The 26,165-nt window shown below is 62.1% G+C and carries 26 protein-coding genes; 14 read left to right on the plus strand and 12 right to left on the minus strand.

Annotated elements, in window-relative coordinates:
* Positions 1 to 29 precede the first annotated feature (29 nt).
* Entirely contained in the window at positions 30 to 419 is a 390-nt protein-coding gene (locus NMG46_RS14930; protein ID WP_254818414.1) for a hypothetical protein, read from the minus strand.
* 201 nt (positions 420 to 620) lie between these two features.
* On the opposite strand from NMG46_RS14930, the gene NMG46_RS14935 reads away from it, so the two are divergent.
* The 3 genes from NMG46_RS14935 (at position 621) to NMG46_RS14945 (ending at position 3,802) form a co-directional block, all read left to right on the plus strand.
* Positions 621 to 1,610 (plus strand): L-threonylcarbamoyladenylate synthase, encoded by a 990-nt coding sequence (locus tag NMG46_RS14935; protein ID WP_254818415.1) that lies wholly within the window; start codon positions 621 to 623, stop codon positions 1,608 to 1,610.
* A 9-nt stretch (positions 1,611 to 1,619) separates the two neighbouring features.
* Positions 1,620 to 3,050 carry an FAD-binding oxidoreductase gene (locus tag NMG46_RS14940; RefSeq protein WP_254818416.1) on the plus strand — a complete coding sequence of 477 codons (1,431 nt, stop codon included), beginning with the start codon at positions 1,620 to 1,622 and terminating at the stop codon, positions 3,048 to 3,050.
* 185 nt (positions 3,051 to 3,235) lie between these two features.
* Positions 3,236 to 3,802 (plus strand): DUF6101 family protein, encoded by a 567-nt coding sequence (locus NMG46_RS14945; protein ID WP_023674094.1) that lies wholly within the window; start codon positions 3,236 to 3,238, stop codon positions 3,800 to 3,802.
* A 172-nt stretch (positions 3,803 to 3,974) separates the two neighbouring features.
* On the opposite strand, the gene ubiA is transcribed toward NMG46_RS14945, so the two are convergent.
* On the minus strand, positions 3,975 to 4,958 hold the full coding sequence (gene ubiA, locus NMG46_RS14950) for a 4-hydroxybenzoate octaprenyltransferase (protein WP_254818417.1): 984 nt from the start codon (positions 4,956 to 4,958) through the stop codon (positions 3,975 to 3,977).
* A 156-nt stretch (positions 4,959 to 5,114) separates the two neighbouring features.
* On the opposite strand from ubiA, the gene purD reads away from it, so the two are divergent.
* Entirely contained in the window at positions 5,115 to 6,392 is a 1,278-nt protein-coding gene (purD, locus tag NMG46_RS14955) for a phosphoribosylamine--glycine ligase (RefSeq protein ID WP_254818418.1), read from the plus strand.
* A gap of 21 nt (positions 6,393 to 6,413) precedes the next feature.
* Here purD and NMG46_RS14960 read toward each other — a convergent pair whose 3' ends face one another.
* Together NMG46_RS14960 and NMG46_RS14965 are read right to left on the minus strand one after the other, a co-directional pair.
* Positions 6,414 to 7,517, minus strand: a complete 1,104-nt coding sequence (locus NMG46_RS14960; RefSeq protein ID WP_254818653.1) for a glycoside hydrolase family 25 protein — start codon at positions 7,515 to 7,517, stop codon at positions 6,414 to 6,416.
* Positions 7,518 to 7,695: 178 nt separating this feature from the next.
* Entirely contained in the window at positions 7,696 to 7,926 is a 231-nt protein-coding gene (locus NMG46_RS14965; protein ID WP_254818419.1) for a hypothetical protein, read from the minus strand.
* A gap of 224 nt (positions 7,927 to 8,150) precedes the next feature.
* Here NMG46_RS14965 and NMG46_RS14970 point away from each other — a divergent pair, with 224 nt between their 5' ends.
* Both NMG46_RS14970 and NMG46_RS14975 read left to right on the plus strand, forming a co-directional pair.
* Positions 8,151 to 9,914, plus strand: a complete 1,764-nt coding sequence (locus NMG46_RS14970; RefSeq protein ID WP_254818420.1) for an acyl-CoA dehydrogenase — start codon at positions 8,151 to 8,153, stop codon at positions 9,912 to 9,914.
* Positions 9,915 to 9,966: 52 nt separating this feature from the next.
* Positions 9,967 to 10,719 carry a crotonase/enoyl-CoA hydratase family protein gene (locus tag NMG46_RS14975; RefSeq protein ID WP_254818421.1) on the plus strand — a complete coding sequence of 251 codons (753 nt, stop codon included), beginning with the start codon at positions 9,967 to 9,969 and terminating at the stop codon, positions 10,717 to 10,719.
* A 72-nt stretch (positions 10,720 to 10,791) separates the two neighbouring features.
* On the opposite strand, the gene NMG46_RS14980 is transcribed toward NMG46_RS14975, so the two are convergent.
* From NMG46_RS14980 to pdxH, 3 genes are all read right to left on the minus strand, one after another.
* Positions 10,792 to 11,091 (minus strand): hypothetical protein, encoded by a 300-nt coding sequence (locus tag NMG46_RS14980; protein ID WP_254818422.1) that lies wholly within the window; start codon positions 11,089 to 11,091, stop codon positions 10,792 to 10,794.
* Positions 11,092 to 11,261: 170 nt separating this feature from the next.
* A complete protein-coding gene (locus NMG46_RS14985) occupies positions 11,262 to 11,555 on the minus strand; it encodes a type II toxin-antitoxin system RelE/ParE family toxin (protein ID WP_254818423.1) in 294 nt (97 codons plus the stop codon).
* Positions 11,556 to 11,672: 117 nt separating this feature from the next.
* Positions 11,673 to 12,290 (minus strand): pyridoxamine 5'-phosphate oxidase, encoded by a 618-nt coding sequence (pdxH, locus tag NMG46_RS14990; protein ID WP_254818424.1) that lies wholly within the window; start codon positions 12,288 to 12,290, stop codon positions 11,673 to 11,675.
* Between the two features lie 39 nt (positions 12,291 to 12,329).
* Between pdxH and NMG46_RS14995 the strand changes: the two genes are divergently transcribed.
* Together NMG46_RS14995 and NMG46_RS15000 are read left to right on the plus strand one after the other, a co-directional pair.
* Positions 12,330 to 12,791 carry an RT0821/Lpp0805 family surface protein gene (locus NMG46_RS14995; RefSeq protein ID WP_254818425.1) on the plus strand — a complete coding sequence of 154 codons (462 nt, stop codon included), beginning with the start codon at positions 12,330 to 12,332 and terminating at the stop codon, positions 12,789 to 12,791.
* A gap of 100 nt (positions 12,792 to 12,891) precedes the next feature.
* Complete coding sequence (locus NMG46_RS15000) at positions 12,892 to 13,818, plus strand: DnaJ C-terminal domain-containing protein (RefSeq protein ID WP_254818426.1); 927 nt, start codon at positions 12,892 to 12,894, stop codon at positions 13,816 to 13,818.
* Positions 13,819 to 13,894: 76 nt separating this feature from the next.
* Here NMG46_RS15000 and NMG46_RS15005 read toward each other — a convergent pair whose 3' ends face one another.
* Positions 13,895 to 15,070 carry a YcaO-like family protein gene (locus NMG46_RS15005; protein WP_254818427.1) on the minus strand — a complete coding sequence of 392 codons (1,176 nt, stop codon included), beginning with the start codon at positions 15,068 to 15,070 and terminating at the stop codon, positions 13,895 to 13,897.
* A 229-nt stretch (positions 15,071 to 15,299) separates the two neighbouring features.
* Between NMG46_RS15005 and NMG46_RS15010 the strand changes: the two genes are divergently transcribed.
* Positions 15,300 to 17,030: an adenylate/guanylate cyclase domain-containing protein gene (locus NMG46_RS15010; RefSeq protein WP_254818428.1), complete on the plus strand. Its 1,731-nt coding sequence runs from the start codon at positions 15,300 to 15,302 to the stop codon at positions 17,028 to 17,030.
* Between the two features lie 10 nt (positions 17,031 to 17,040).
* On the opposite strand, the gene NMG46_RS15015 is transcribed toward NMG46_RS15010, so the two are convergent.
* Positions 17,041 to 17,619 carry a hypothetical protein gene (locus NMG46_RS15015; RefSeq protein WP_254818429.1) on the minus strand — a complete coding sequence of 193 codons (579 nt, stop codon included), beginning with the start codon at positions 17,617 to 17,619 and terminating at the stop codon, positions 17,041 to 17,043.
* Between the two features lie 174 nt (positions 17,620 to 17,793).
* Between NMG46_RS15015 and NMG46_RS15020 the strand changes: the two genes are divergently transcribed.
* From NMG46_RS15020 to NMG46_RS15035, 4 genes are all read left to right on the plus strand, one after another.
* Positions 17,794 to 19,161 (plus strand): S8/S53 family peptidase, encoded by a 1,368-nt coding sequence (locus NMG46_RS15020; protein WP_254818430.1) that lies wholly within the window; start codon positions 17,794 to 17,796, stop codon positions 19,159 to 19,161.
* The gene (locus tag NMG46_RS15025; protein WP_254818431.1) at positions 19,152 to 20,309 is read left to right on the plus strand and encodes a DUF1501 domain-containing protein; all 1,158 of its coding nucleotides are present in this window, start codon (positions 19,152 to 19,154) and stop codon (positions 20,307 to 20,309) included. The genes NMG46_RS15020 and NMG46_RS15025 overlap by 10 nt, the downstream gene beginning before the upstream one ends.
* Before the next feature lie 526 nt (positions 20,310 to 20,835).
* Positions 20,836 to 21,654: an enoyl-ACP reductase FabI gene (fabI, locus tag NMG46_RS15030; protein WP_254818432.1), complete on the plus strand. Its 819-nt coding sequence runs from the start codon at positions 20,836 to 20,838 to the stop codon at positions 21,652 to 21,654.
* A gap of 31 nt (positions 21,655 to 21,685) precedes the next feature.
* Positions 21,686 to 22,273, plus strand: a complete 588-nt coding sequence (locus tag NMG46_RS15035; protein WP_254818433.1) for a histidine phosphatase family protein — start codon at positions 21,686 to 21,688, stop codon at positions 22,271 to 22,273.
* Positions 22,274 to 23,001: 728 nt separating this feature from the next.
* Here the strand turns inward: NMG46_RS15035 and NMG46_RS15040 are convergent.
* Positions 23,002 to 23,715, minus strand: coding sequence for a haloacid dehalogenase type II (locus NMG46_RS15040; RefSeq protein ID WP_254818434.1), 714 nt, complete (start codon positions 23,713 to 23,715; stop codon positions 23,002 to 23,004).
* A 29-nt stretch (positions 23,716 to 23,744) separates the two neighbouring features.
* Positions 23,745 to 24,506, minus strand: a complete 762-nt coding sequence (locus tag NMG46_RS15045) for a class II aldolase/adducin family protein (RefSeq protein ID WP_254818435.1) — start codon at positions 24,504 to 24,506, stop codon at positions 23,745 to 23,747.
* A gap of 131 nt (positions 24,507 to 24,637) precedes the next feature.
* Here NMG46_RS15045 and NMG46_RS15050 point away from each other — a divergent pair, with 131 nt between their 5' ends.
* A complete protein-coding gene (locus tag NMG46_RS15050; RefSeq protein WP_254818436.1) occupies positions 24,638 to 25,525 on the plus strand; it encodes a LysR substrate-binding domain-containing protein in 888 nt (295 codons plus the stop codon).
* A 165-nt stretch (positions 25,526 to 25,690) separates the two neighbouring features.
* On the opposite strand, the gene NMG46_RS15055 is transcribed toward NMG46_RS15050, so the two are convergent.
* A complete protein-coding gene (locus NMG46_RS15055; RefSeq protein WP_023716902.1) occupies positions 25,691 to 25,954 on the minus strand; it encodes a DUF1344 domain-containing protein in 264 nt (87 codons plus the stop codon).
* Positions 25,955 to 26,165: the final 211 nt, after the last annotated feature.

The following is a 26,165-nucleotide window of genomic DNA, read 5'->3' on the forward strand; positions in this document are numbered from 1 at the left end:
CGAAAAAATCATCGCTTGTGCTTCAGGCGCTATTTGGGCTGATCGGGAGCTGCTAGCGGCGCAGGCTGCGGCGCGGCCGGCTCAGGGGTTTTGCTGGCGACCTTTGGATCGGCCTTGCTGTTCGCGGCGGGCGCGGCAGCGGTGGCCGGCGCGGCTTTGGGCGCGGGCGTTGCAAAGGCATCGCCGACGATACCGCCGCGAATGATCATCGGGCTTCCGTTGAAGCCATGACTCGGCTGGCTCGGGATTGCCGCGACCTTTTCATCGGTGACGTTTTCATTAATGTCAGGCAACGGCGCGCCGAGCGCGACGATCGACGGTGTTTTCGCCCGTTCGAGCGCGCCGACACTTACCACCGACGGCGTTGCAGTCGTCTGCCCGACAAAAACCAGCGATGAAGCCTGCGCCGTGCCGGCCATAACCGCCAGGCCAAGCGCACCAACGATACGCATCGAAAACATGATAGGTCCCCTTGTCCAAGAAGACGGCACCCTAGCCGAGGGCAATTGATGCCGGCTTGCGAGGAAGCATAGCATTTTAGCGATTTGCGATTCGCCAACGCCTGGGCTTGCCCGCCCGGCGTCGCCGTATTAGGCACCCGCATCCGTGAGGTGACGACAGTGGCTGAAATTCGTGCCGTCGGCGAGGCGATGGAAAGGGCGTTGGCGCTGCTCGAGAGCGGCGATGTCGTCGCCATCCCGACCGAGACCGTCTATGGGCTGGCCGGCGACGCGACCAACGGCGTTGCCGTGGCTCGTATCTTCGAAGCCAAGGGCCGACCTCGCTTCAACCCGCTGATCGCCCATATTGCCGATCCGGCGATGGCCGAGCGCATCGCGCTGTTCGATCCGCTGTCGGAAAGATTGGCGCAGGCATTCTGGCCGGGGCCGCTGACACTCGTGCTGCCGCAACGGCCCGGCAACGGCATTCATCCGCTGGTCACCGCAGGGCTGGACACCATCGCGCTGCGCATGCCGAAAGGCTTTGGCGGCGAGCTGATCGCCAGGTTCGGTCGCGCGCTGGCGGCGCCCAGCGCCAATTCCTCAGGCAGGATCAGCGCCACGACGGCGGAAGCCGTGGCCGCCGACCTCGGCCCCAGGATCAAGCTGGTGGTCGATGGCGGCGCGACGCCGGTCGGGCTGGAATCGACCATCCTCAAGGTCGAAACTGGAAAGCTGCGGCTGTTGCGGCCGGGCGGTATTGCCGCCGGAGAGATCGAAGCGGTCGCTGGGATGAAGTTGCTGCGCGGCGCTTCGGGCATCGAGGCGCCCGGCATGCTCGCCTCGCACTATGCACCAGGTGCGGCGGTGCGGCTCAACGCTGCGGAGGTCACACCGGGCGAAGCCTTGCTGGCCTTCGGCCGCAGCCGTGCCGAAGGCTGGCGCGATGCAGCCGCACTGCGCAATTTGTCGGAGACCGGCGACCTGCGCGAGGCAGCGAGCAATCTCTTCGCCCATCTGCAGAATCTCGATCGCAGCGGCGCCAGAACCATCGCCGTCGAGCCGATCCCGTTCGACGGCTTGGGCGAGGCGATCAACGACAGGCTTTCGCGCGCCGCCGCCCCGCGTGACAAGATCGCCCCTCGTGACAAGATGGATTGGGCACCATAGTTTCCACCCATGAACGACATTTCCCCCGACCTCGACCCCGCCGTCGTCGCGCGCTTTGCGGCAATCGTCGGCGACAAATATGCGCTGCGCGACCAGCAGGACATCGCACCGTACCTCACCGAGCGGCGCGGACTTTGGCATGGCAGAACGGCTTTGGTGCTGAGGCCGGGGACCGTCGAGGAGGTCAGCCGCATCATGCGGCTGGCAACCGAAACCGGCACGCCCATCGTGCCGCAAAGCGGCAACACCGGGCTGGTCGGTGCCCAGGTGCCCGACTCTTCCGGCCGCGAGATCGTGCTGTCGCTGTCGCGGCTGAACCGCATCCGCGAAATCGATACGCTGTCCAACACGGTGACGGTCGAAACCGGCGTCATCCTGCAGACGCTGCAGGAAGCGGCCGATGCCGCCGACCGGCTGTTTCCGCTGTCGCTTGCCGCGCAAGGTTCCTGCCAGATCGGCGGCAATCTCTCTTCTAACGCCGGCGGCACCGGCGTGCTTGCCTACGGCAATGCGCGCGAGCTGTGCCTCGGCGTCGAAGTGGTGCTGCCGACCGGCGAAGTGTTCGACGATCTGCGCAAGCTGAAAAAGGACAATACCGGTTACGATTTGAAGAACCTGTTCGTCGGCGCGGAAGGCACGCTCGGCATCATCACCGCCGCCGTGCTCAAGCTTTTCCCCAAGCCGAAGGGGCGCGAGGTGGCGTTTGCCGGCCTGTCATCGCCGCAGGCGGCACTGTCGCTGTTCAGCCTGGCGATGGATCGTGCCGGTGCAGCGCTCACCGCCTTCGAACTGATCGGCCAGAGGCCTTACGACTTCACGCTTGCCCACGCACAAGGCGTGGTGCGGCCGCTGGCCGGCGATTGGCCGTGGTATGTGCTGATGCAGATCTCGTCGGGCCGTTCGGCCGACGATGCCAGGGCCCTGATCGAGGAGGTGCTGGAGGCAGGCCTCGAGCAAGGGATCGTCGGCGATGCGGTGATCGCGGCAAGCATTGCCCAGGGCGACGCGTTCTGGAATTTCCGCGAGGTGCTGCCCGAGGCGCAGAAACCGGAAGGTGCCTCGATCAAGCACGACATCTCGGTGCCGGTGGCATCAATCCCGCCATTCATCGAAAGCGCCGCCGGCGCCGTGCAGTCGGTCAGTCCCGGCGCACGCGTCGTCTGCTTCGGCCACATGGGCGACGGCAACCTGCACTACAACATCTCCCGGCCGGTCGACGGCGATGACGACGCGTTTCTCGGCCTTTACCACGTCATGAACAAGGCCGTGCACGACGTCGTGCGCTCGTTTCATGGCTCGATCTCAGCCGAGCACGGCATCGGCCAGTTGAAGCGGGACGAATTGATCGCGACGGCGCCGCCGATGGCAATCGAGCTGATGCGCCGGGTGAAGGCCGCGTTCGACCCGGCCGGCATCATGAATCCCGGTAAGGTTATCTGATCCTTTCGCCGGCCTGCGCCGGTTCGCAATCCGATAACCATCCGCCCCGGATCAGCAAAATTTAACCGACTTTCTTAAGCGCGAGGATAAGAAGCTCGCGCTAATGTTTCTCCACAACGAGGCTGGGAAAACCGGCCCGGAGAACCGGAGACACCGGCTCTCAGGAGAAACAGGAAAGGCACGACATGAACACTGGACTGAAGCCAGTCTGGGCCGGCCGCAATATGCGTCTCGACCCATTCCGCCTGCCGCAGGTGGTGAGCTACGCGACGCGTGACGACTATGGCGACGTTACCTTCACCATCGACCAGCGAGGCGCGGTTATCCGCCGCACGCTGGAGATGAGCGGCGTGCCGGCGATCATCGCTCTGCCCGCCAATGCGTTTCGCGGCGTCGCCGCCCGCGCCATGGAGGATCCGGATGGCAATGTCACAGTGACGCTCGAGCTTCTGCACAACGATCCGATGCTGTCGGTGCCGCTGCTGGTCGCCGACGATCTCGACGATGTCGCCGCCGACTGGCGCGCCTGGGCCGACGCCTACCGCCTGCCCATGCTGCTGATCGAGGCCGACGGCATTGCCCGCACGCTGGAAGAATCGCTCGGCGCCGCCATCAAGGCGCTGCCGGCGCAGGACCGCCGCAAGGGTCGCGTCTCGACCATGCGCCGCCCGCGCTTCCTTGCCCGCCGCCGCGCCGGCGATCTCGGCCTCAGGCTGGTCATCGGCGGCGAGGAGCTAATTTCGCGGGAGTAGGCCTGAGCGCCTCTTCCTTCTCCCCCTGTGGGAGAAGGTGGCCGAGCGGAGCTCGGTCGGATGAGGGGTATTCCAGGGAACGCCAACGCCTCATTTCTTCCAGCACCCCTCAACCGTCTCGGCGCTACGCGCCGATCCACCTTCTCCCACAGGGGGAGAAGGCAAAAGGCTCCTAAACCAGCGGCTTCAGCGTCACCCAGGCCGCGCCGCCGATCAGGCCGAGGAAGATCAGCCAGCCGACCTGGTTGTTCGATCTGAACAGCCTTAGGCACTGGTCCGGATTGTCGATGTCGAGCACGGCGATCTGCCGCGCCATATGCGCGCCGGCGGCGATCAGCCCGGCGAGCGCCGGCACCGGTGCCTGCGCCGAGGCAAAGGCAATGGCGAAGCAGACCAGCGCTCCGCCATAAAGCCCGGCCAGCCAGGCTTTGGTGTTATCGCCGAACAGGCGCGCCGTCGAGCGCACGCCGACGATGGCGTCGTCTTCCTTGTCCTGATGCGCATAGATCGTGTCGTAGCCGATCACCCACAGAATCGAGCCGATGTAGAGCATGATTGCCGGCCCATCGAGATCGCCGAACTCGACCGCCCATCCCATCAGCGCTCCCCAGGAAAAGGCAAGGCCGAGAACCAGTTGCGGCCAATTGGTATATCGCTTCATGAACGGATAGATGGCGACGATGACCAGCGAGCCGATGCCGAGCGAGATGGCAAAGCTGTTGAACTGCAAAAGCACGGCGAGGCCGACCAGTGCCTGCAGGACAACAAACATCCAAGCCTGTCGGCGCGTGACCTTGCCGGCCGGCAGCGGCCGCGAGCGCGTGCGTTCCACCTGGTTGTCGATGTCCTCGTCGACCAAATCATTGTAGGTGCAGCCGGCGCCACGCATGGCGAACGCACCGAGAAAAAACAGCAGCAGGTACCACGGCGACGGCAGCAGCGAGAGCAGCGGATCCGTCGGACGCGGATAGGCGCTCGCGGCAAGTGCAGCCGACCACCAGCATGGCCACAGCAGCAATTGCCAGCCGATCGGCCGGTCCCACCGGGCAAGCTGCGCATAGGGCCACAACCCCCGCGGCAGCGCGCGATAGACCCAGTGGCCGCTCGGCGCATCGGCGACGCGGCCCTGGGCCGCTTTCGACTGGACGGTTTCCATTTTGCTGAAGTGGCAGCAGAGGCGAATGCCGTCAAGCGTCAAGCAGCCCCCGCACGCTCGCCGCGCGCAATCGGCGCTTCGGCAGCCAAATGTCTTGACCCGTCGGGCGCGGCGCAATAGCGCAGTCCTGGTCTTGGAATGACGAGGAATCTGGGCATGCGTGTTTTACTGATCGGCTCCGGCGGACGAGAACATGCGCTGGCATGGAAGATGGCGGCGTCACCGCTGCTGACCAAACTTTATGCGGTGCCCGGCAATCCGGGGATCGGCCGCGAAGCCGAGCTGGTGAGGCTCGATATTGCGGATCACACGGCGGTGGCCCGGTTTTGCCGCGAGAATGAAATAGACCTCGTCGTGGTTGGGCCGGAAGGGCCGCTGGTCGCCGGCATTGCCGACGACCTGCGCGCCGAGGGCATCCGCGTCTTCGGCCCGTCAAAGGCGGCGGCACGGCTGGAAGGATCAAAGGGTTTCACCAAAGACCTCTGCGCCAAATACGGCGTCCCGACCGCCGCCTATGGCCGCTTCGGCGATCTGGCTTCGGCCAGGGCGTATGTCGAGAAGACGGGTGCGCCGATCGTCATCAAGGCCGACGGCCTAGCTGCCGGCAAGGGCGTCACCGTCGCCATGACGCTTGACGAGGCGCGGACCGCGCTCGACGCCTGTTTTGATGGCTCCTTTGGCCAAGCCGGCGCGGAAGTGGTGGTAGAGGAGTTTCTCGTCGGTGAAGAAGCAAGTTTCTTCTGCCTGTGCGACGGCACCACTGCGCTGCCCTTTGGCACGGCGCAGGACCATAAGCGCCTCAGTGACGGCGACACCGGCCCGAACACCGGCGGCATGGGCGCCTATTCGCCGGCGCCCGTGATGACGCCGGAGATGATCGACCGAACCATGCGCGAGATCGTCGAGCCGACCATGCGCGGCATGGCTGAAACAGGCGCTCCGTTTTCCGGCGTGCTGTTCGCCGGGCTGATGATTACTGACAAGGGGCCGAAGCTGATCGAATACAACACCCGTTTCGGCGACCCGGAATGCCAGGTGCTGATGATGCGGCTGAAGGACGATCTGCTCGTCCTGCTCAACGCCGCCGCTGACGGCCAACTGGCGCACACCTCGGTGCGCTGGCGCGACGACGCGGCGCTCACCGTGGTGATGGCGGCCAGGGGTTATCCCGGAGCGCCGGAAAAGGGCTCGGTCATCCGCGGCGTCGAGGCGGCGGCGGGCGAGGGCGTCGAGATATTTCATGCCGGCACCGCGATAAACGGCGGCGCACTCGTCGCCAATGGCGGTCGCGTGCTCAACATCACGGCGACCGGCCGCACCGTCGGCGAGGCGCAGAAGAAGGCTTACGCCGCGCTCGACCGGATCGACTGGCCGCAAGGCTTTTGCCGCCGTGACATTGGCTGGCTGGCACTGGCGCGCGAGCAGTCGAAGTGACGCTTCAGGCGGCCTCCGGCTTCAGTGCAGGCCGCGGTAGAATTCGGTCGAGACGGTGCTGACCGCACCGGCGGCGGAGACAATTCCAGGGTCCGATGCCGCACGCTTTTCGTTTCGCGTCCAGGCGACATATTCGGCAATCCCGCGGGGAAGGCTCGGGGCCGTCTTGGCCGTAGGCATTTGAAAACCGCTGCTGAATTTGGCCAAGCGCGTTCTAAATACCGCGACCAGTTGCTCGAGGCTCGGGGGTGCTGCCACGGTGGCGTAGGTCATGGCAGTGCCGGCGAGCCCCGCCTCGCGTGAGAGCGGCACCGGTATCAAGGCGAGATAATCCGGCTGCACGTCGATCAGGCCGCCGAACGGCCACTGCGCGCGCAATTCCGTCGCGTTCATCGGCGCGACGCTGACGTCGATATCGTTGGGTGTGCCCGCGACCCGGTAGGGACAGCGGAATCGGCCGCAATTTGCTCGCGCCGAAAACTGCCAGAGCGCATAGCCCTGCCAGTTGCCCATCGGAAAATGCAGGCCGATGTCTGGCTTGTAGCGCGCATACCACAGCGGCAGCCGGGACAGGAGCGGGTATTTATACTTGTTGTCGGCGATATGCCTGGCTGTCGTGCCGTTGGTGTAGAGCACCGGAAAGCGGCCAACCCGACGATGCACATGGCGCACGAATTCCTCGGCATCCTCGAGCGACATCCATTGGGTGGGATCATCGTCCTCGATATCGAGGGCAAGCAGGTCATCCGGCCCGGGTTTCACGAAATTGATGAAATTATTGGCCTGTCCCACGGGGTTGCCGGGGCGGGCGAGATGATAGGCACCCCATTTCAGGCCCAGTGCCTTGGCCACCACCTTGCGCGTCTGGAACAGTTCCTGTGCCATCGCATGGCGTTTCCAGAGCGTCTTGCACAGCCGCAGCTCGGTCTCGTCGCCGAAACAGAAATAGGGTGGCGGCATTCCGTCCGATGCCTTGTTGATGAAGCCGACAAGACGCTTGTCGGCGGCTAGCCGGGTCCAGTCGATGGAATTGTATTCGTAGGCGTCGACGACCAGCGCCCGGTCGGCATCCTTCCAAGGTTCGGAAAAATCCGAGGCCTTTGCCGGCGTCAACGCCAGCGTCATCGCCGCCGCGACAAGGAGAAGCGCTGAGCGGACAAGGGGGCGCGCCGGCGTTTTCAAGCAGCAGATCCTTGCTGGCCAAAGCCAAATCCTGAACCGCCATGGTTAAGGAAATGCTCTCGATCGCAGCCCGCGGACGCCACGGATCGGACAGCTTCTCCGTCGATGGTTTTGATGGTCGTCAATGTCGAGAGCGGGTTTGAAACGGGTCGGGCGCCGGCACTTGCGACAGCGTTCCCGCCGTCTCGCGCTTACGGTGATGGGCGAGCGAGCATTGCGGCGAGCACAATATGCCGCGATCAGACCAATAGGCTGCTCCGTTCTCCATCTTACCTTCGTGATAACAAAAACCCGCGGCCCGGTAGGGCAGGCCGCATTCGATGCAGCGATAGGCGTCAGGTCTGGCGAGCACGGCGGTCCGATCCGGTATCCCTGATTCCGCCGGTCGAACTTATCCCGGCTTTTGGCGAATTTAACCTGCGTCGCAGCAATTGGCAAAATCCGCGTGACAAAGTTTGACGTTTACGTAAAAAGAAGATCGCCAGGGAAGCCGAAAGCAGATGATTTTGCTTCGGCACGGGTCTTAAGTAGACCCTTCCGGACTGAGGGCGGCCGGACGGAGGAGGAGCGAGCGCCATGTATCGGGCACCGGTCGAGGAAATCGCCTTCACCCTGAAGCATGTCGCCGGCTTGAAGCCGGCGCTCGATGCCGGCACCTTTGGCGAACTCGGCGAGGACCTCGTCGACGCCATTCTGGCCGAGGCCGGCCGCTTCGCCAGCGAGGAGGTGGCGCCGCTCTACACGATCGGCGACCGGCACGGCGCGGTGCTCGACGGCGCTACCGTCACTACCCCGCCCGGCTGGAAGGAACTTTATCGCCGCTGGATCGGCGGTGGCTGGAATGCGCTGTCGGCGCCGGAAGCGTATGGCGGCCAGGCGCTGCCGGCCATGCTCGGCGTCGCCGCGCTTGAAATGTGGAACTCCGCCTCGATGGCGTTCGGCATCGCCCCGACGCTGACCATGGGCGCGGTCGAAGCACTCGACAAGCATGGCTCGCTGGCGCTCAAGGCCAGATATCTGGAAAAACTGGTCTCCGGCGAATGGATGGGCACCATGAATCTGACCGAGCCGCAGGCAGGCTCGGACCTGAATGCCTTGCGAACCCGCGCCGAACCGGTCGGCGACGGCACCTACCGCATCTTCGGGCAAAAGATATTCATCACCTATGGCGAGCACGATTTCACCGACAACATCATCCATCTGGTGCTGGCGCGGCTGCCGGACGCACCGCCCGGCACGCGCGGCCTGTCTTTGTTCCTGGTACCGAAATTCCTCGTCGGCGACGATGGCGCGCTGGGCGCACGCAACGACGTTTTCTGCTCCGGGCTGGAGCACAAACTGGGCATCCACGCTTCGCCGACCTGCACGATGATCTATGGCGATGGCCTCGAAGGCAGCAGGCCCGGCGCGTTCGGCTGGCTGGTCGGCGAGGAGAACAAGGGCCTCGCCTGCATGTTCACCATGATGAACAACGCGCGCCTTGCCGTCGGCATGCAGGGCGTGGCGGTCGCCGAGGCGGCGATGCAAAAGGCGCTCGCCTATGCAAACGACCGCCGGCAAGGCAAAGCGGCGAGCTATCGGGGTGCCGGCATGGCGCCGATCGTGCATCACCCCGACATCCAGCGCAGTCTTCTGACCATGAAGGCGCTGACCCAGATTGCCCGCGCCATCTGCTATTCCTGCGCCCACGCCATCGATCTCGCGTCGCGGAGCGAGGATGCAAAGCACTGGCAGGAGCGCGCCAATCTGTTGACGCCGCTGGCCAAGGCGTTTTCCACCGATGTTGGCGTCGAGGTCGCCTCGCTTGGGCTGCAGGTGCATGGCGGCATGGGGTTCATCGAGGAGACGGGGGCAGCAGCGCTTTATCGCGACGCGCGCATTGCACCCATTTACGAAGGCACCAATGGCATCCAGGCGATCGATCTGGTGACGCGCAAGCTGCCGCTCGGCGGCGGTCAGCATGTGCATGGCTACATCGCCGAGCTCAAGGCCGTCGCCGATGCGGTGCGAGCGTCGAACCTTGAAGGCTTTGGCCGCACCGCCGATCGCCTCGACCAGGCGCTTGATGACCTGTCACAGGCGAGCCGTTCCTTGCAAGACCTGCAGGCCGAAGGCCGTCCGGACGAGGCGTTGGCGGGCGCCACACCTTATCTCAGGCTGATCTCGCTTGCCGCCGGCGGCGCCTATCTGGCGCGCGGCGCGCTTGCCGACCAAAGCCGCATCGCGCTGTGTCGGTTCTTCGCCGAGAACCTGCTTGGCGAAGTGGGCGCGCTCAAGGAGCGCGTCATCGGCGGCGCCTACAGCCTTGCCGTTGCCGGCAAAGCGCTGATTTCAGCCTGACGTTCGCACGCGCCGAAATTCACAAAGGCCCAAATTCACAAAGGACCAATCCGTGACAGACCACATCCTCGTCGAACGCCAGGGTGCCATCCAGATCATCCGCATGAACCGTCCGGACAAGAAGAACGCCCTGACCCGCGCCATGTACGCGACGATGTCGGCGGCTCTTGTCGGCGGCGACGCCGATCCGGCAATCCGCGTCCATGTCTTTCTCGGCGTGCCCGGTGCCTTCTCGTCCGGTAACGACCTTGCCGATTTCATGGTCGTCGCCTCGGGCGGCGAAAGCGGCACCGAAGTCTGGGATTTCCTGATGGCGCTGGCCAAAGCGGAGAAGCCGATGGTTTCCGGCGTCGACGGCATTGCGGTCGGTATCGGCACCACGCTCAACCTGCATTGCGACCTGACCTTCGCCACGCCGCGCACAATGTTCCGGACGCCCTTCGTCGATCTCGGCCTTGTGCCGGAGGCAGGATCGAGCCTGCTCGCACCGCAGATCCTTGGCCGGCAAGGCGCCTTCGCGCTGCTTGGCCTCGGCGAGGGCTTTTCGGCCGAGCGCGCCAAGGCCGCCGGGCTGATCTACGAGGTGGTCGAGGAAGAGGCACTCGAAGCATCGGTATTGGCGGCGGCGGGCCAGGTCGCTGCCAAACCGCCGCAAGCGCTAAGGATCGCGCGCGACCTGATGCGCGGCTCGCGCGACGACCTTGTCGAGCGCATCGGCAAGGAAAGCCAGCATTTCCGCGAGCGGCTCAAATCCGAGGAGGCCCGCGCAGCCTTGACGGCCTTCATGGCCAGGAAAAAGGCCTAGACCATCTGGCCTTGTTTCGCATCGTGGACCCGCCGGCAGCAACCGGCGGGCGGTTTCGCCATGCTCTCTTTGTCACATCGCCATTTTTTTACATTCGGCCTGGGCCTTTGCCGAAGACGTGTCGATCATGAATGTCTTGCCTTTGGCGTCGGTCATCAACATCATGCAATGCTTGATCGGTTTCGCCATTTTCATCATTTCGGCGCTCATCTTCGCGTCGGGCATCATGGTGCCCATATGCCCATCGGGCATGATCGCCATGACCTCCCCACCCTTCATCATCGTCATTGTCCCCATCGCGTCCTCCGCAAGGGCTTGCGAAGCGAAAAAGCCGGCAAGACCGGCTATCGTGACCAACCTGAGTGAATGCATTGCGTCCTCCTGAATTTGCGCCTACGGCGCGTTGAGCCCTTTCCTGGTTCGTTGCGGCACGCTGGAACGTTTCACGCACACGAGATCGTGATCGTGGGATTGGAAACGCCAGGTCTCTATAGCCCGGCATGGGTCGCGCAGGAGCCTGATCTCCTGTGTCTCGATGCGACTTACATGGTCTGCGGCCAGCGCTGCGCGGCGTGCATGACGGTGAGGATTTCGACAGTTTCGCCGTCGATGCGACAAGGGACGATATACGGCACATCGACCAAGACGAGTTCCCGTGTCCCCTTGATGCGCCCGATGCGCCCCATCGCCGGCTGTTCGGTGAGATGTTCCGCCGCCGTTACGATACGCGCAATGATCCTCGCGGCCGCCTCGGGATTGTCTTTCTCAACATGCGTGCCGATTTCATCAAGCCGCCGCAACGCCCGCTTGGTCCAGCGGATTCGCTTATGGCTCATGCCTGGCGGGTGGATTTAACGTATTTTCTAACGACAGCCTCTACGTCACTGGCACCCGCAAAATCGCCTTGCGAGGAGTGAACCAAAGTGGTTCGTCAAGGATTGCCGCATCGTCCTCTACGGATAAAGCCTAACCTTGTCCCAGCCGCCCTCGGCGTTGCGCGAAAAGACGACACGGTCGTGCAGCCGGAACGGACGGTCGTGCCAGAACTCGATGGTCTGCGGCACGATGCGGAAGCCCGACCAGTGTTTTGGCCGCGGGATGTCGCCGATCGCGTGGCGCGCCGTATATTCGGCGACCGCCTTTTCCAGCGCAAAGCGGCTTTCCAGCGGCCGCGACTGCTTGGAGGCCCACGCGCCGATGCGGCTGCCGCGCGGGCGCGTCGCGTAATAGGCATCGGCTTCGGCGTCGGTGACGATCTCCACCGGGCCGCGCGCCCGCACCTGTCGGCGCAGCGATTTCCAATGGAAGCACATTGCCGCTTTCATGCTGCCCAGGATCTCGCGGCCCTTGGCGCTCTCGAAGTTCGTGTAGAAGACAAAGCCGCCCTCGTCGAAGCCCTTGAGCAGCACCATGCGCACATTCGGCATGCCCTCGGCGTCGACCGTCGCCAGCGCCACGCTGTTGGGGTCGTTGATCTCGCTCTTCGTCGCGTCGTCGAGCCACGCCGCAAAAAGCCGGAACGGTTCCGCCGCCTCGATAAAGTCACTGCTTGTTAACCCGGTTTCGCTCATAGTTTTCTCAAATTTATCGCCGGCTGGGGAGATTGCCGATTGTCGCGTATCGCGCAAGCTTTTGACAGTGGGCAATGGAGCGTTATCGCTTCGGCCAGCGCCAAAGCCATGATCGTGACAATCATCCTGCCGCTTACCGCCTGTGGCGGGGGCGGCTTCAGTCTGGAGCAGACGGAGGTCGACCGCTCGATACTGACCTCGAGCACGCCGGCCTCGGTCACGCCGCTCGATCAGGACCGCGCCTCCGACCAGGCCACGATCCGCAACGCCGTGTCCTCCGCCGATGTTGAGCAACTGGCCGGGCAGGCCGTTCCGTGGGCAAATGCCGATACCGGCTCGCGCGGCTCCATCACCGAGCTCGCGGAATTCAGGGCTAACGGCGAGACATGCCGTCGCTTCACCGCTTCACGCGAGAGCTTCGACGGCGTCGCGCTGTTCAAAGGCGAAGTATGCCTGGCCGGCGGCAGCGCCTGGCGAATGCAGGATTTCAAAGCGCTCTGATTTTCCGCAGGAGACATAGTGGTAAGCCACTGGAATTTCTTCCTATGCAAGCGCATATAGGAGGCGATCATGGAACCACTCCTTCTCCAGGGCAGTAAGCATGCGCGACCCCTATGAGGTGCTGGGCGTTGCCAAGAACGCATCGGCCAAGGACATAAAATCGGCGTACCGGAAGCTCGCCAAGAAGTACCATCCGGACCAGAATCCGGATCCCAAGGCAAAGGAGCGTTTTGCCGCCGCCAACCAGGCTTACGAGATCGTCGGTGACGAGAAGAACAGGGCGGCTTTCGATCGCGGTGAGATCGACGCCGAAGGCAAACCGCGGTTCCAGGGGTTCGAAGGCGCGACTGGCGGCGCCGATCCTTTCGCCGGTTTCCGCCGGCAGCAAGGGCCGGGCGGCGCGCATTTCGAATTCCGCACCGGCCGTCCCGGCGGTGATCCGTTCGACGGCAACAGCGACATCTTCAGCCAGATCTTCGGCGATGCCTTCAGCCAGCAGCGCGGAGCCGGCATGGGCGCCGGCCGCCGGATGCCGACCGCAGCCGACCTCAACGTCACGCTGGACGTCACCATCGAGGAGGCCGCAACCGCCCAGAAGGTGACGGCGATGTTCCCCGACGGCCGCAAGGTGGCGGTCAAGCTGCCGGCCTATGTCGAGGACGGCCAAACCATCCGGTTGAAAGGCCAGGGTGAGCAAGGACCGGGGCAGCCGGGCGATGCACTGGTCAAGATCCGTTTCCGCCGGCACCCGCGCTACCGCGTCGAGGGCCGCGACCTGCATGTCGACCTGCCGGTGGAATTGGCCGATGCGGTGCATGGCGCCAAAGTGGCGGTCGAAACCCCGACCGGCAGGATTGCGGTCAATGTTCCCCCTTGGTCGAGCTCGGACAAGGTTCTGCGGCTGAAGGGCAGGGGCCTGCCGGAAAAAGCCGGCGGTCACGGCGACCTCTACGCGCATGTGCGACTGATGCTGCCCGAAGGCGGCGACGCCGAGCTCGAGGCGCTGATGCGCCGGCGAAAGAGCTGACGGTCGAAAAGGCCGGCGCTTAATACCGTGTGTGAAAAGCGGGCCCTCCAGGGGTGGCATGCCCGCGACATACGGATCACAATGGAAAGGGAACCTCGTTGATGGCCTGGGAAACTGATGGCTTCAAACCTAGGCGCACAGGAACATCATAGAGCCTGCCGCCGCCCAACCGGGGCTTGGTAGGACGAAGTCCAGGTACAAACACTCGTGCAACAGGCGATTCGGCGTTGTGCGTCAGGTTGACCGCGAAGATCTCAAGTTCCTGCTCGTGGCAGATGTCGAGGCAATAGTTCCAATCCAGTCGCAACTCGGCCGACGAGGCCTGAACTGCTGAATTGCCGGAAAGGTGAGGAAGGCGATGAATGTTCTCGTCCATATGCCACCGATAGAGGTGCAGCGCGCCGGGGGTGAAGGCCGCCGTGCCGGACGCATCGGCGTTCCGTTTGAGCAGGGTAAGATTCGCCTCACATTCTGCAAGTTCCCCCACCGCACGCCGGGCCGCCTCCGACGTGGATCGTCCGGCCGCGAATCCGAACGCAATCGCGCCACCCCCGACGTGATGAGAAATTGCAGCAACAATGGGGATGGGCAGGTCAAGCGTCAGGAGCAGAAGCCGCAATTCGCGGTTCTGCGTCTGCAGCCAATCGGCGTACTGGGACGGCAGTCCATCCGACAGCGAAGTCAGTTCTATCCGAGGCAGAACCAGCCGATTGTACCACCATATGGCTGTTGCATCGCGCTCCACGACTTCGCAGAAGCCGCGCACGACCGCGTCCTCTATGCTCGATCCCCTCGCAAGACCATTGGAGTCCGCCGGGGGCAGACCTGATGACTCATCGTTGGGATACCCGAGAAAGCACAATCCCGCAGGCACCCAGGCCTCGCTCGAGCTGAAGCGCGGATCACTCCGGATCCAGTCCAGTGGCTGTGACCTGCGCCAGCGGATCGGGACCGCGCGGCTATCATCGACGTTTTTGTTCCAATGCAGCCGCTCGCAATACTGCGCATCACTGAAAAGTGTGAGTGCAGGCGGCTCGATCACGCGCCCGCGCAATTCGCCGGCGCGAGCGCGTGAGAGTCGCTCATGAGGGATCATCTGGGCGAAATAGGTTTCATCGGCCTCATACCCGCAGACGGTTGCCGCCTCCTGGGTGGTGTTGCCCCACCCTGACACAAAACGAGAAGGTCTGGCGCCTCGTACGGGACCGACCGCGACCGTGATCGGGCATCCGAGCGTGGGATCGGTGATCACGATGGGGCCGTAAACCAGGCTTGACCCGCCGGCCCCTGCCTGGGACGCCTGCCGCTCCGGCATTATGGACCCTTCACCCAAGCACGGCCCTCACATGTTTCAATCCTCTGCACTATCGGCACCAATTGCTCATTCGCACGCTGACACGCACTGGAGTATGATGCAAACTCCTGCGAGACGCTTTGATATCGTCAAGCCGACGTCGAACATAAACCCGCCGAGGGAGAGAATGAACGCGGGCGACAGCAATCTTCAGCGACGTCTGACGGCCATCGTGGCTGCTGACATGGTCGGTTACTCGTCGCTGATGGCCCGGGACGAGGAGCGCACCTTTGCCCTCGTCAAGCATCTCATGCAGGACGAAATAGAGCCTAGGATCACCCAGCACCGGGGACGGGTTGTGAGAACGACCGGAGACGGGATGCTCGCCGAGTTCCCAAGCGCCTTCGAAGCCGTGCAGTCAGCAGTGGAAGTCCAGGAACTGCTTGTCGGCCAGTCTTCGGGGAAGGCCAGCCAGGAAATTTTTCTCCGGATTGGGATCAACTTCGGTGATATCATTGTCGATACCGATGGCGATGTGTTTGGAGATACCGTCAACATAGCCGCGCGCCTGGAACAGTTCGCCAGCCCGGGCGGAATCTGCCTTTCCGGAAAAGTTCACGACGAAGTTCGCGACAAAATTCATCTTCCGTTTGAATATTGCGGCGAACAGCATCTCAAGAACATTCCACGCTCGGTTCCCGTATACTCATTGTTCCATAAGCCCAAAGGGCTGCCACCTGCATCGACTGCACAGATGGCTGGTCCGAGCAAGCCCTCCATCCTCGTTCGCCCGTTCAAGAGCGCGGGCGACGTCCAACCCTATTTCAGTGGCGGCTTCACCGAAGACATCGTCACGGAACTGACGCGCTTTACTCAGCTTACGGTTGCGTCCCATTACACGTCGACGCGACTCAAGGATGTGGATCTGGTCGCGGATAATGGCGTGGATTTCGTCATCGAAGGCAGCATCCGCCGCATGGGCCGGCGAATGCGCATTACATGCGAGCTGGTCGACGCAACCTCGGGTGAGTGCTTGTGGGCCGAGCGCTACGACGGGGACGAGCAGGACATCTTCGATGTCCAGGACGAACTGATCGGAAAGATCGTCGGGACCGTGATCGGCCGTCTTACGGCCGCAGGCGCCGAGAAGGCGCGGCGTAAACCACCTGCCAATCTCGCGGCATATGAGTGCGTGCTTCGGGGCAATGCCCTGCCCCTGGGCGACATCGCGGCCGAAACGGAAGCTCGACAGTGGTATCAGCGGGCGATCGAACTCGATCCATCCTACGGGCGCGCGTACGCCAAGCTCGCCCACTATAAACAGCTTGAATGGTTTCGCGACATGGGGCCGTCGGATGCGGTGCTTGCCGAGGCTTATGACATCGCCAAAAAAGCGGTGGCGCTTTCCCCCAACGATCCAGTCTGCCTGAACATACTGGGCTGGGTGCTCCTCCACCGTCGTGATTTCGACGTCGCATCTCAGCTATACACACGCGCGCTCGAACTCAATCCGCACGATCCCGAGCAGGTCTCCTACCAAGGGACTTATCAAACATTTGCCGGCGAGCCCCAAAGTGCCTTGGACTGGTTCGAACGGGCGCGAGTGCTCGATCCCCTGTACGAGCCTTCATGGTATTGGCCGTTCCGCGGCCTTGCCCATTTCATTGCCCACCGTCCGGATAAGGCAGTTGTCGATCTGGGCCGCTCGTCCACCATGCCGACCTGGGTTAAGGTCTATCTGGCTTCAGCGAACGCGCTGCTTGGCCGAAAGGAAGAGGCGAAGAGCTACACGCATCTGGTTCTGCGTGGCGCACCGGAGTTCTCCGGGCGGCGGTTCGCCACCAAGGAACCTTACAAGCTGGACGGAGACCGTAAAACGCTGCTCAACGGCATGCGGGAAGCGGGATTGCCCGAGTAGGGACTGGCGACTACCTGCAGCCGAAGAGCACCGCCGTGGCGAGCTCGTCATGGTAGTGCCTGCCTTGGGCGTATTTGTGATAGTCGTGGAGATAATCGATCAGATCGCTGCGGGTCAGGACCCCCCTCGGCACCTGGGGCACCACCACATTGATCAAGTTCGGTTCGTCCACGTGAACTTCGACAGACACTCCCGTTTCCACGATGTCTTCCAGCACCATCTCGAGATCACGCTTCAGGTCCGCATAGGCGGGAGCATCCGGGATCGCGTCGCCCCGGTCGAGTGGGGCATCCCCGTAGATTATGGGCTGCCCATTCAGATCTTCTATCGTCAGTGTCTGCGAATGTGGCGCTGTTCCGGCGGCGGCGGTCCGGACCCTGATGTCGCCGATAGCACGGCCTGCTTCCGGGCGAAGTCTGATAGTATCACCGACGGCGAAAATCTGCCGATCAATGGTAATTGTTAGAGGATTTGTCGAATCCATGGACAGGATACGTGACGAGGCCGGCAAAAGCTTGAGCCAGGCCCCTACGATCGCCGCGCCGATCTCTTGGACTTGCCGACCTGGCTTTAATTCTGCCCTGGGCATCGCCGAGGCTCCCCCTCCGAGGTCAATGCAAATAGCCTAAACGCATTTTGCATCTGTCGCAAGCAGTGCGCAGGCGGCATGCAGGCATCGACTCGATGTTTTCATGGACAGAAAGCCGTATTGGGAGCATTCTAATCCTCGCGGTATCAGTAACGACAGCCGGAGGATGCACGAATGATACTTGCTCAACTTCGTGTGCTGTTGCTCGGCTGTCTCCTCGCCGCTGTCGGAACAGTGAGACCGGAAGCGTCAGGCGAGGAGGGCTTAACCGACAGCGGTGACATCGAAAAGACTTTCATCGTCGACATCGCCAGGGCGGCGGAGTTACGCAAGGACATCGGCGCGCTGAACAAGTTCATCGCAGGCAAGGGCAAGCTGGAAGCGGTGGACATGCCGGATATCGGTATCAGCATCGTGACGGGGACCTTTTCCGAGAGCGAGGTCGAAGAGCTGCGCTCCAGGGGATATGAGGAGCCGGATCCTTTCGTGGTGAACCTGTTCGATGGTGCCAGCTGCGAGGGGCCGGAACTCCTGGGCATCTCGCCGACTGCGGACGTTGTCCCTCCCAGCGTCTGCAGGGTCGTCGGGTCACCACAGCCGGTGGCTTCAGGATCGCCCAACGTATGGATCATCGACAGCGGAGTGGATTGGAACGTTGTCACCGCCGGGCTCCTCAAGGTTCAGGAAGCCATCGATTGCACGAGCAGCCCATGCCAGACCGTGTCGAACCTCAACGACACGGTAGGGCACGGGACGATGGTGGCAGCAATTATCGGCGGAAAGCGTGTCAAACAGGGCGACCAGTATATAGGTCTGGTTGGTGTCAGCCCCGACGCCCCGCTCAAGATCGTAAAGGCCTTCAGTAAGCTGAAGACCGAAATTTTCGGCCCGCCTCTTCTCGCGCTTCGCTATGTTCGGGACAATGCGGTCGCCGGGGATATTCTGAACGTGAGTTGGGGTGCATTATATCTGGAGAGCACCAGACGCGGAAGCACGCTGCAAGATCTTAAATTTCTCGACGCCCTTCTTTATCAGATCGCTGACCGCCAGGTGCGCGTTGTCGTAGCGGCGGGCAATCCCCGGCAAGACGAAGAGAGCCCTTGGGTACAGTCTTATTTCCCGGCCAATGCAGCGACTTATTTTTCGCCTGTGACGACAGGAAACAAGGTGGGAGCGATATACAGCGCGTCGGCTTCCAACAGCGAATATATTCAGGTGGCAACTCCTGGGAAATGCCAAGGCATCAGCAACGCCTGGTGCGACACACTATGGCGCGGGGGGGCGTTCGGCGCGTCCTATGCCGAACCGGGCGTCAATGTCCTGTCACTGTGGAAGAGCCGGAAGAGCGGCAAGCTCCAGAGGAACATCTGTTCGGGCACATCTTTCGCAGCCCCGGCACTTGCCGGCCTTTTGGTTCGCAATGCGCAGCCGACGAACAAGGCTCTGACAACGGGAAGTCTTATCCCGAATACGGATCTGGTAGGGTATATGACCGCGGGTACGCCGGTGAACCCAAGTTCGGACGAGCCTAAATGCAACTGACCCGAAGAGCAGCGCTGCAAGGTTTGGCCTTGGCGTCCGCGTTCGGTAGCGTGCGTCTGGCCGGTGCCTCGCCTGTGGACGAAGATCCTCGCCTTCTGCTCGTCCACGTGCGCGGCGGACTCGATGCATTGGCTGCGGTGCCGCCCTACGGCGATCCGCATTTTGCCTCGGCGCGCGGCCCCCTCGTGCCTTTCCCGAACTCCGGCGTCCCCGAGATGCTCAAGCTCGACGGGTTCTTCGCACTTCATCCGGCGCTCGGGGCCCTCCTGCCCTACTACTCGCGCGGCGAGTTGCTCATCGTGCCCGCGACCGCCATTCCGGATGCGGGGCGGTCCCACGCGGCCGCCCAGGCGGCGCTGTTCGACGGCGACATCGACGGCGGCAACGCCGGATGGCTCGACCGGGCTTCGTCTGTATTGTCGCGCCGGCAGAAGACGGTGTGGCAGGCCAGACCGGCCGATCGATCGATGGACATGCTGGCCGATCTTGCGCTCGCCAATCCTCGGCTCGACCTCGTCCGCCTCTGCGCCGAGGGCACTTGGCCGTCCGGCGGAAAGGGCAGCGAAAGCCTGCTGGAACAACATGCCGCATGCGACGCGGTTCGCTTCGGCGACGCGGCCAGGAGCGCGGAGCTTGCCCTGTCAGCCACCGGCGGACCGCGGATCGCGATGCTCGAGGTGGCCGGCTTCGACACGCATGTGGCGCAGGGAGCGGACTTCGGAAGGCTGGCGCGCAGTTTGAATGGGCTGGCGCGGGGTCTCATTGCATTTGCCCAAGCGTCCGGGCCTGCCTGGAACAGGACGGCGGTGCTGGTGGTCACGGAGTTCGGCCGTTCCGTAATGCCCAACACCGACGGCGGCACTGATCACGGGGCCGCGAGTGTAACACTGTTAATGGGTGGCGCCGTTGCCGGCGGGCGAGTAGGCAATCGCTGGCCCGGTCTTGCTCGAGACCTGCTTCATGGCGGAACAGACTTGGCTGCTACGACGGACGTGCGATCGATCATAAAGGCCGTGCTGACGGAACACTTGCGTCTTCCTGATCGAGCAATGGCTGAAATTTTCCCACGCGCTGCCGGGATACCGGCGGTGCGTGGACTGTTTATCGGGAGCCGTTGTCCAGGCGGAGGTCGACTGGCTTCGATGTGATCTTCAGCGCGGTTTAGCTTCTTATCCGCGTTTTCGTCGGCTACGGGACGCATCGGACTGCAATAGGCGACGCCTGATCTTAAGTGGCCGCTTCTAAGAAGCTTCCGGAATGACGACTATTGTGAAGGGTTTCGAATGCCGGCCCCCACCGCGGTTGCCTATAATGTCCGGTTTAAGGCAATGGCCGAGCTAACTTGAATGGTCGAGATGAGGTGCAAAGCGGTCGTCCACGGCCCAAAGTATGGAAGTCGGCGCGGGGTCATGAGCGTGACTTCGGCCGCTGGCCAACGAAACTTCCGCCAAAGGGTCGTCTTCCGCCGTGACACCGATACTGGCGTCGGATTTTTCCACTGGCCCACGGCTGCAAGGTCAAAGCGCTACAGCGTCCTTTGCGCGCCCAAAAGGACGCGCGGCTCTGTACACCAGCGGCTTTGTCCCCGAACTGTCCGCTTTGAACGCTTGAAGGGGCACTGTGGCTGTGCGATAGGCACTCCACAAAGCAGAGAACCTTGCGGAGAGCGCTGACATGGCGGGTGAACGGGGCCTTATGGCCGGCAAGCGCGGCCTTATCCTTGGCATCGCCAACAATCGCTCGATCGCTTACGGCATCGCCAAGGCCTGTGTCGATCACGGCGCCGAGATCGCGCTGACCTATCAGGGCGAGGCGTTCAAGAAACGTGTCGAGCCGCTCGCGGCGGAACTGGGCGCGCATGTCGCGGGCCATTGCGATGTGACCGACCCGGCCAGCCTCGATGCGGTGTTCGCCGGTATCGCCAGCCATTGGGGCAAGCTCGATTTCCTCGTCCACGCTATCGCCTTTTCCGACAAGGACGAGCTGACCGGCCGCTATGTCGAGACGACGCGCGATAATTTCCTGCGCACCATGGATATTTCGGTCTATTCCTTCACGACCATTGCCAAACGTGCCGAGGCGCTGATGACCGACGGCGGCTCGCTGCTGACGCTGACCTATTACGGCGCGGAAAAGGTGATGCCGCACTACAACGTCATGGGTGTCGCCAAGGCGGCACTCGAAGCCAGCGTGCGCTATCTGGCCGTCGATCTCGGCGCCAAGAAGATCCGTGTCAACGCGATCTCCGCCGGCCCGATCAAGACGCTTGCCGCATCCGGCATCGGCGATTTCCGCTATATCCTGAAATGGAACGAATACAATTCGCCGTTGAAGCAGACGGTCACGCAGGAGGAGGTTGGCGATTCCGGCGTCTATTTCCTGTCCGACCTTTCGCGTGGCGTCACCGGCGAGATACATCATGTCGATTCCGGCTATCATGTCGTCGGCATGAAGGCGGTCGACGCGCCGGATATTTCGACGGTCAAGGACTGACGCCACCGCCTGACCTCTTCCGGAAGACCTGATGTACCCGCTCGTCTATATCGTGCGCCACGGCCAGACGGCGTGGAACGCCGAGGCCCGGCTGCAGGGGCAGGCCGATACCGACCTCAACGAGCTTGGCCGCGAGCAGGCTAGCCGCAACGGGCGCAGGCTGGCCGAACTCATCGACAAGCCCGAAGATTTCGACTTTGTCGCCAGCCCGATGCGGCGCACGCGCGAGACGATGGAGCGCCTGCGCGCGGCGATGAAGCTCGATCCGCACGCCTATCGTACCGAGCCGCTGCTCGTGGAATTGAGCTTTGGCGACTGGCAGGGTTTCACCTTTGCCGAACTCGAGGCGAACAATCCTGGTTCGACCAGGCGCCGCCGGCTCGACAAATGGAATTTCCAGCCGCCCGGCGAAGGCGCCGAAAGCTATCAGATGCTGCTCGAACGGGTGAAGCCGTGGTTCGACGCGCTCGATCGCCAGACGGTCTGCGTGACCCATGGTGGCGTCATGCGCGTAATGTTCCGCTTGGTACTGCGGATGTCCGAACAAGATGCGGTCAGCATGGACGTGCCGCAGGACCGCGTGCTCAGACTGGACGGCCGGCGCCTGGAGTGGCTTTGAGCGGTCAAACTCTTAACGATCAGCCCCTTCTCAGGCATTGAAGGCAAGTCGGAACGATGCAAGGTGACCCGACCTCCAGATGGCGAGCCGCGAATAGCCGCTTTGCGCCGCATATCAGCCGCTCAGCATCCCCTCGCCATTGCCTGAAAGCGGACATCGTCGACAGCGAAGTTCCGTTCGAGGGTACGCAAGGAGCGGCACTCGGTCTCAACTAATCGGGCGACTGCTGCCAGTTGGATTGCCTTGGCCCGTTCCATTTGCCGCTGGCCGCCAGGCCCAGCAGAGTTTCACGGCATAGGCATCGACCGTCAGCGATTCAGCTGGCAAGTATCATTCTGTCATTTTGCGGCATCAAGCTCGGCGGGAAAGAGCGAATATCCAGACCGCAGCTTGCCCTGACGTCACTCCCGTCTGCAGAGAGAAGCCTCCAGCTGTAAGCCTGGTAGCCCAACACCAAGTTCGTAAGGCGGAACACCTCAAGCGCGCCTCCGAACGACAGAATATCGAACTCCGGTACCAGATAAAAAACTACATCTCGGGGTACGGTGTTAAGTTGGCCACAGTTTCCCCTGGCATTTAAATCAGTTGGCCTTTTCCAAGCTCGACATAGATGCCGGAAGTGTCGCTGGCAGCATCCGGTGTCCGCTGCGGCGGTAACAGGACTGGCTTGTCGAACGATCGATGAGCTTCAGCCGGGACAGCCAACTTGGAGGACGCATGCTGGGTGGCTATTGGAGCATGTCGGCGAGTTCGAGCAGGTTCTTCGCTTTGTAGTCCCAGCCGTCCTGTGCCTTCTGGTTACCTACCTTGGATGGGTCTTCAGCATTGGCGCGAACGATGTAGGCGGTCTTCGATCCGCAACGACGGGCCGCTTCCAGGTCGTAGTCATGCGCCGCCACCAGCATGGCATTCTCCGGCTGGACCTCGAGCAACTCGCAGGCCCGCAGGTAGACCTGCGGCATAGGCTTGTAAGCCTGAGACATATCGGCGCCAACGATAAAATCCCACGGCAGATTATTGAATTTCGACACGTTCACCAGAAGCCGGGCGTGTCCATCGGACAGCGGAGCGATTATGAAACGCGACTTTAACCGAGAAAGACCTTCGCCCAGGTCCGGCCAGGGCTTCAGGCGGTGCCAAGACAGATTGAGGTCTTCAAGTTCCTCCGGTGGCAATGATGCGGAGGACAAGCCGAATTCCTCGAGGCTGGCAACGAGATTTTCTCTGTTTACCTGATCGAGGGAAACGAATGATCGCTCACCTGCCCGGATCGGGTCGACCGAAGCGTCGTAGCGTCCTACCCACGCGTCGGCAAAACGAGCAGGGTCTATGCGGCCAAGGTTGTGGCGTTTCAGAAACTCTCCGACCTCGGCCGTGATGCTGCCACGCCAGTCGACCATCGTCCCCAGGACGTCAAAGAACAGAACTTCAATATTACGCACGTTTTCTCCTTACGCCGTGAAGTCCAGGGCTAGCCGCGATATGAAGGGTCGTTTCTGTCCAATTGCCGCTTCAAGTAGTCGAAGTGCGCGAATGCCTGGTCATTGTAGGGAAGCCAGCCATCGGCTGTCTTCTGGGCGAGGTCGTCGGACATGACATTCAGAGGCTGGCCAGTTGAATATGCGAGCACAAGGATCTTGGCCGCGCGCTCTGCGAAATAGAGGTCTTCAAAAGCCTCGGCGACTGTTCGGCCCGTGACCGTGACACCATGGTTGCCCATGATGATGACGCTCTTGTTGCCGAAAGCAGCCGCCAAGCGTTGCCCTTCGGCGGCATCGTCAGCAATACCGCCGAAGCCGAGATCAAAGCCGAGCTTGCCAAAGAAACGGGCCGTGTTCTGGTCGACAGGCTTCATGTGAGGATCTTTCAGGCTGGCTAGCGCCGTCGTATACGGCGGATGGCAATGCAGCATAACCCTGACTTCCGGGCGCGCGCCGTGCACGGAACCGTGGATCGTCCACGCGGAAGGATCTGGAGCGTCAGGGCGAGTCATCACCTCGCTGTCGCCAGCGTTAAGAACCAAGAGATCGCTCGCCCGAATCTCCCCGAAGTGCCGCCAGCGTGGGTTCATGAGAAATTTCTTCCCTTCAGCGGAAAGTGCGGCACTGAAATGATTTCCCACCGATTCATGCCAATCGAACTGAGCTGCCAGACGAAAGGCTGCAGCAAGATCGACCCGGAGCGACTGTGTTTCTTCCGCAGTCAGTTCGGAGGGATGGGGATGGGCGTTCATGAACTCGCTCTGGTTAAGGTGTGCTTATATTGTAACTGTGGATCGGCCCTCGCTAGTTGCGATAATTGCGTTATTTGATTAGGTCTGGAAGATCTGAAAGTCTAATCTGACATAAGCAAGGGATTATGATATTGCGTCGACATCTCCCTCCTCTCCGGCTTCTGACAGCCTTTGAAACCGTGGTTCGTGCCGGCGGTGTCCAGAGCGCGGCGGCGGAGTTGAATGTCACGCAGCCCGCCGTCAGCCAAGCGCTTCGGAATCTCGAGGACTACATCGGCACGAAGCTGCTTGATCGACGGATGCGTCCTTCTGCGTTGACAGACGCAGGCCAGGTTCTGCTTCACGCAGTTTCGGACGGAATGGACCGGATCGAGAGCGCAATCGGAAAAATTAGAGCACTACAGCGAAGCGAGCAGAACGTCGTTACGATCGCTTGCACCGTCTGCACTGGCACATATTGGCTAATGCCACGTTTGGCGACGTTCTACGCTCGACACCCCGACATTATTGTCCGGGTTGTACCAACATCCGGCAGCCCGCAGTTTACGCCCGAAGCCGACCTGGTGATTCGCTATGGGGCGGGCGACTGGCTTGATGGCAAATGCGAACCGCTGTTCGATGAGCGCTTGATCCCAGTCTGTAGCCCGAAGGCCGTTGAACGGCTCGGCTCTGGCAATTTCGGGCAAGCTACCCTCCTCCACGTTAATGCCGACGAGGAGTTTTCGCCCGGCTGGGACGAATATTTCGACGCGGTCGGTCTACCGCATGACCGGGAAGGAGATCTCTCATTTGACAACCACATTCAGGCAACTCAGGCTGCGCTAGCAGGGATGGGAGTGATGCTCGGATGGATTGCGAACACCGGTGACCTTGTCCGGGAAGAGCGGTTGGTGATCTTCCGTAATCAGTCCATCATCCCCGGTGGCGCCTACTACTTAATGAGCCCGTTGCAGAGCCCGAGCAAGCCCGCGTCCGAACTATTGGCGTCTCACCTGCGGACTTGCGTGGCCGCCTCGTAAATACGGTCATGAGCTGAATGGCTGCTTTGCCAACTAGATGCTCGAAAGATGCCAGTCCGCTCCCGGCTCATTTCAGCCGTTCAGTGACAAGCATTCCCATGCCGTTCAGGGCGCTATGTGCTCGTTTCCACCCGCCGGCTTCGGGATGGATCGGCGGGAAAGACTCTACTCGGTCGATCCGGTGTCCGGCAGTTCCATATCGGTGACGACATTCTCGCCATTCGTCACGTCATAGGCGAGGACGATGTCCATGCCTGGCTTCAGCGCATCGAGGTCGGTTTCGGCGTTCAGCTTGTAGGACTTGCCGTCGTCCAGCGTCAGCGTCAGTGCATCCTTGTCGACCTTCTTGATCAGGCCTTCGGTCTGGCCGGCGAAGGCGGCGGTGGAGATCAACAGCGTGGCGGCAACAGCGCCAATCAGGATACGCATCATCGTCCTCTTTAATCATTGCCGGTACAGCGGCTCGGTCCAACGGAACGGAACTGAGCAGAAACCAATCGAATGTGTCAAAACTAAATCCGCCGGATCACAGTTTGACCACTGTGGAAAACGCCAATAGAAGGCAGGCGACAGCGCCGCGCGCCCTCCTGGGCGCGCAAAGGACGCTGTAGCACTTTTGATTTTGTGCATATCCTTTCCG

It is taken from the genome of Mesorhizobium sp. LMG 17147, from assembly GCF_024297145.1.
In the GTDB taxonomy this organism is placed as follows: domain Bacteria; phylum Pseudomonadota; class Alphaproteobacteria; order Rhizobiales; family Rhizobiaceae; genus Mesorhizobium.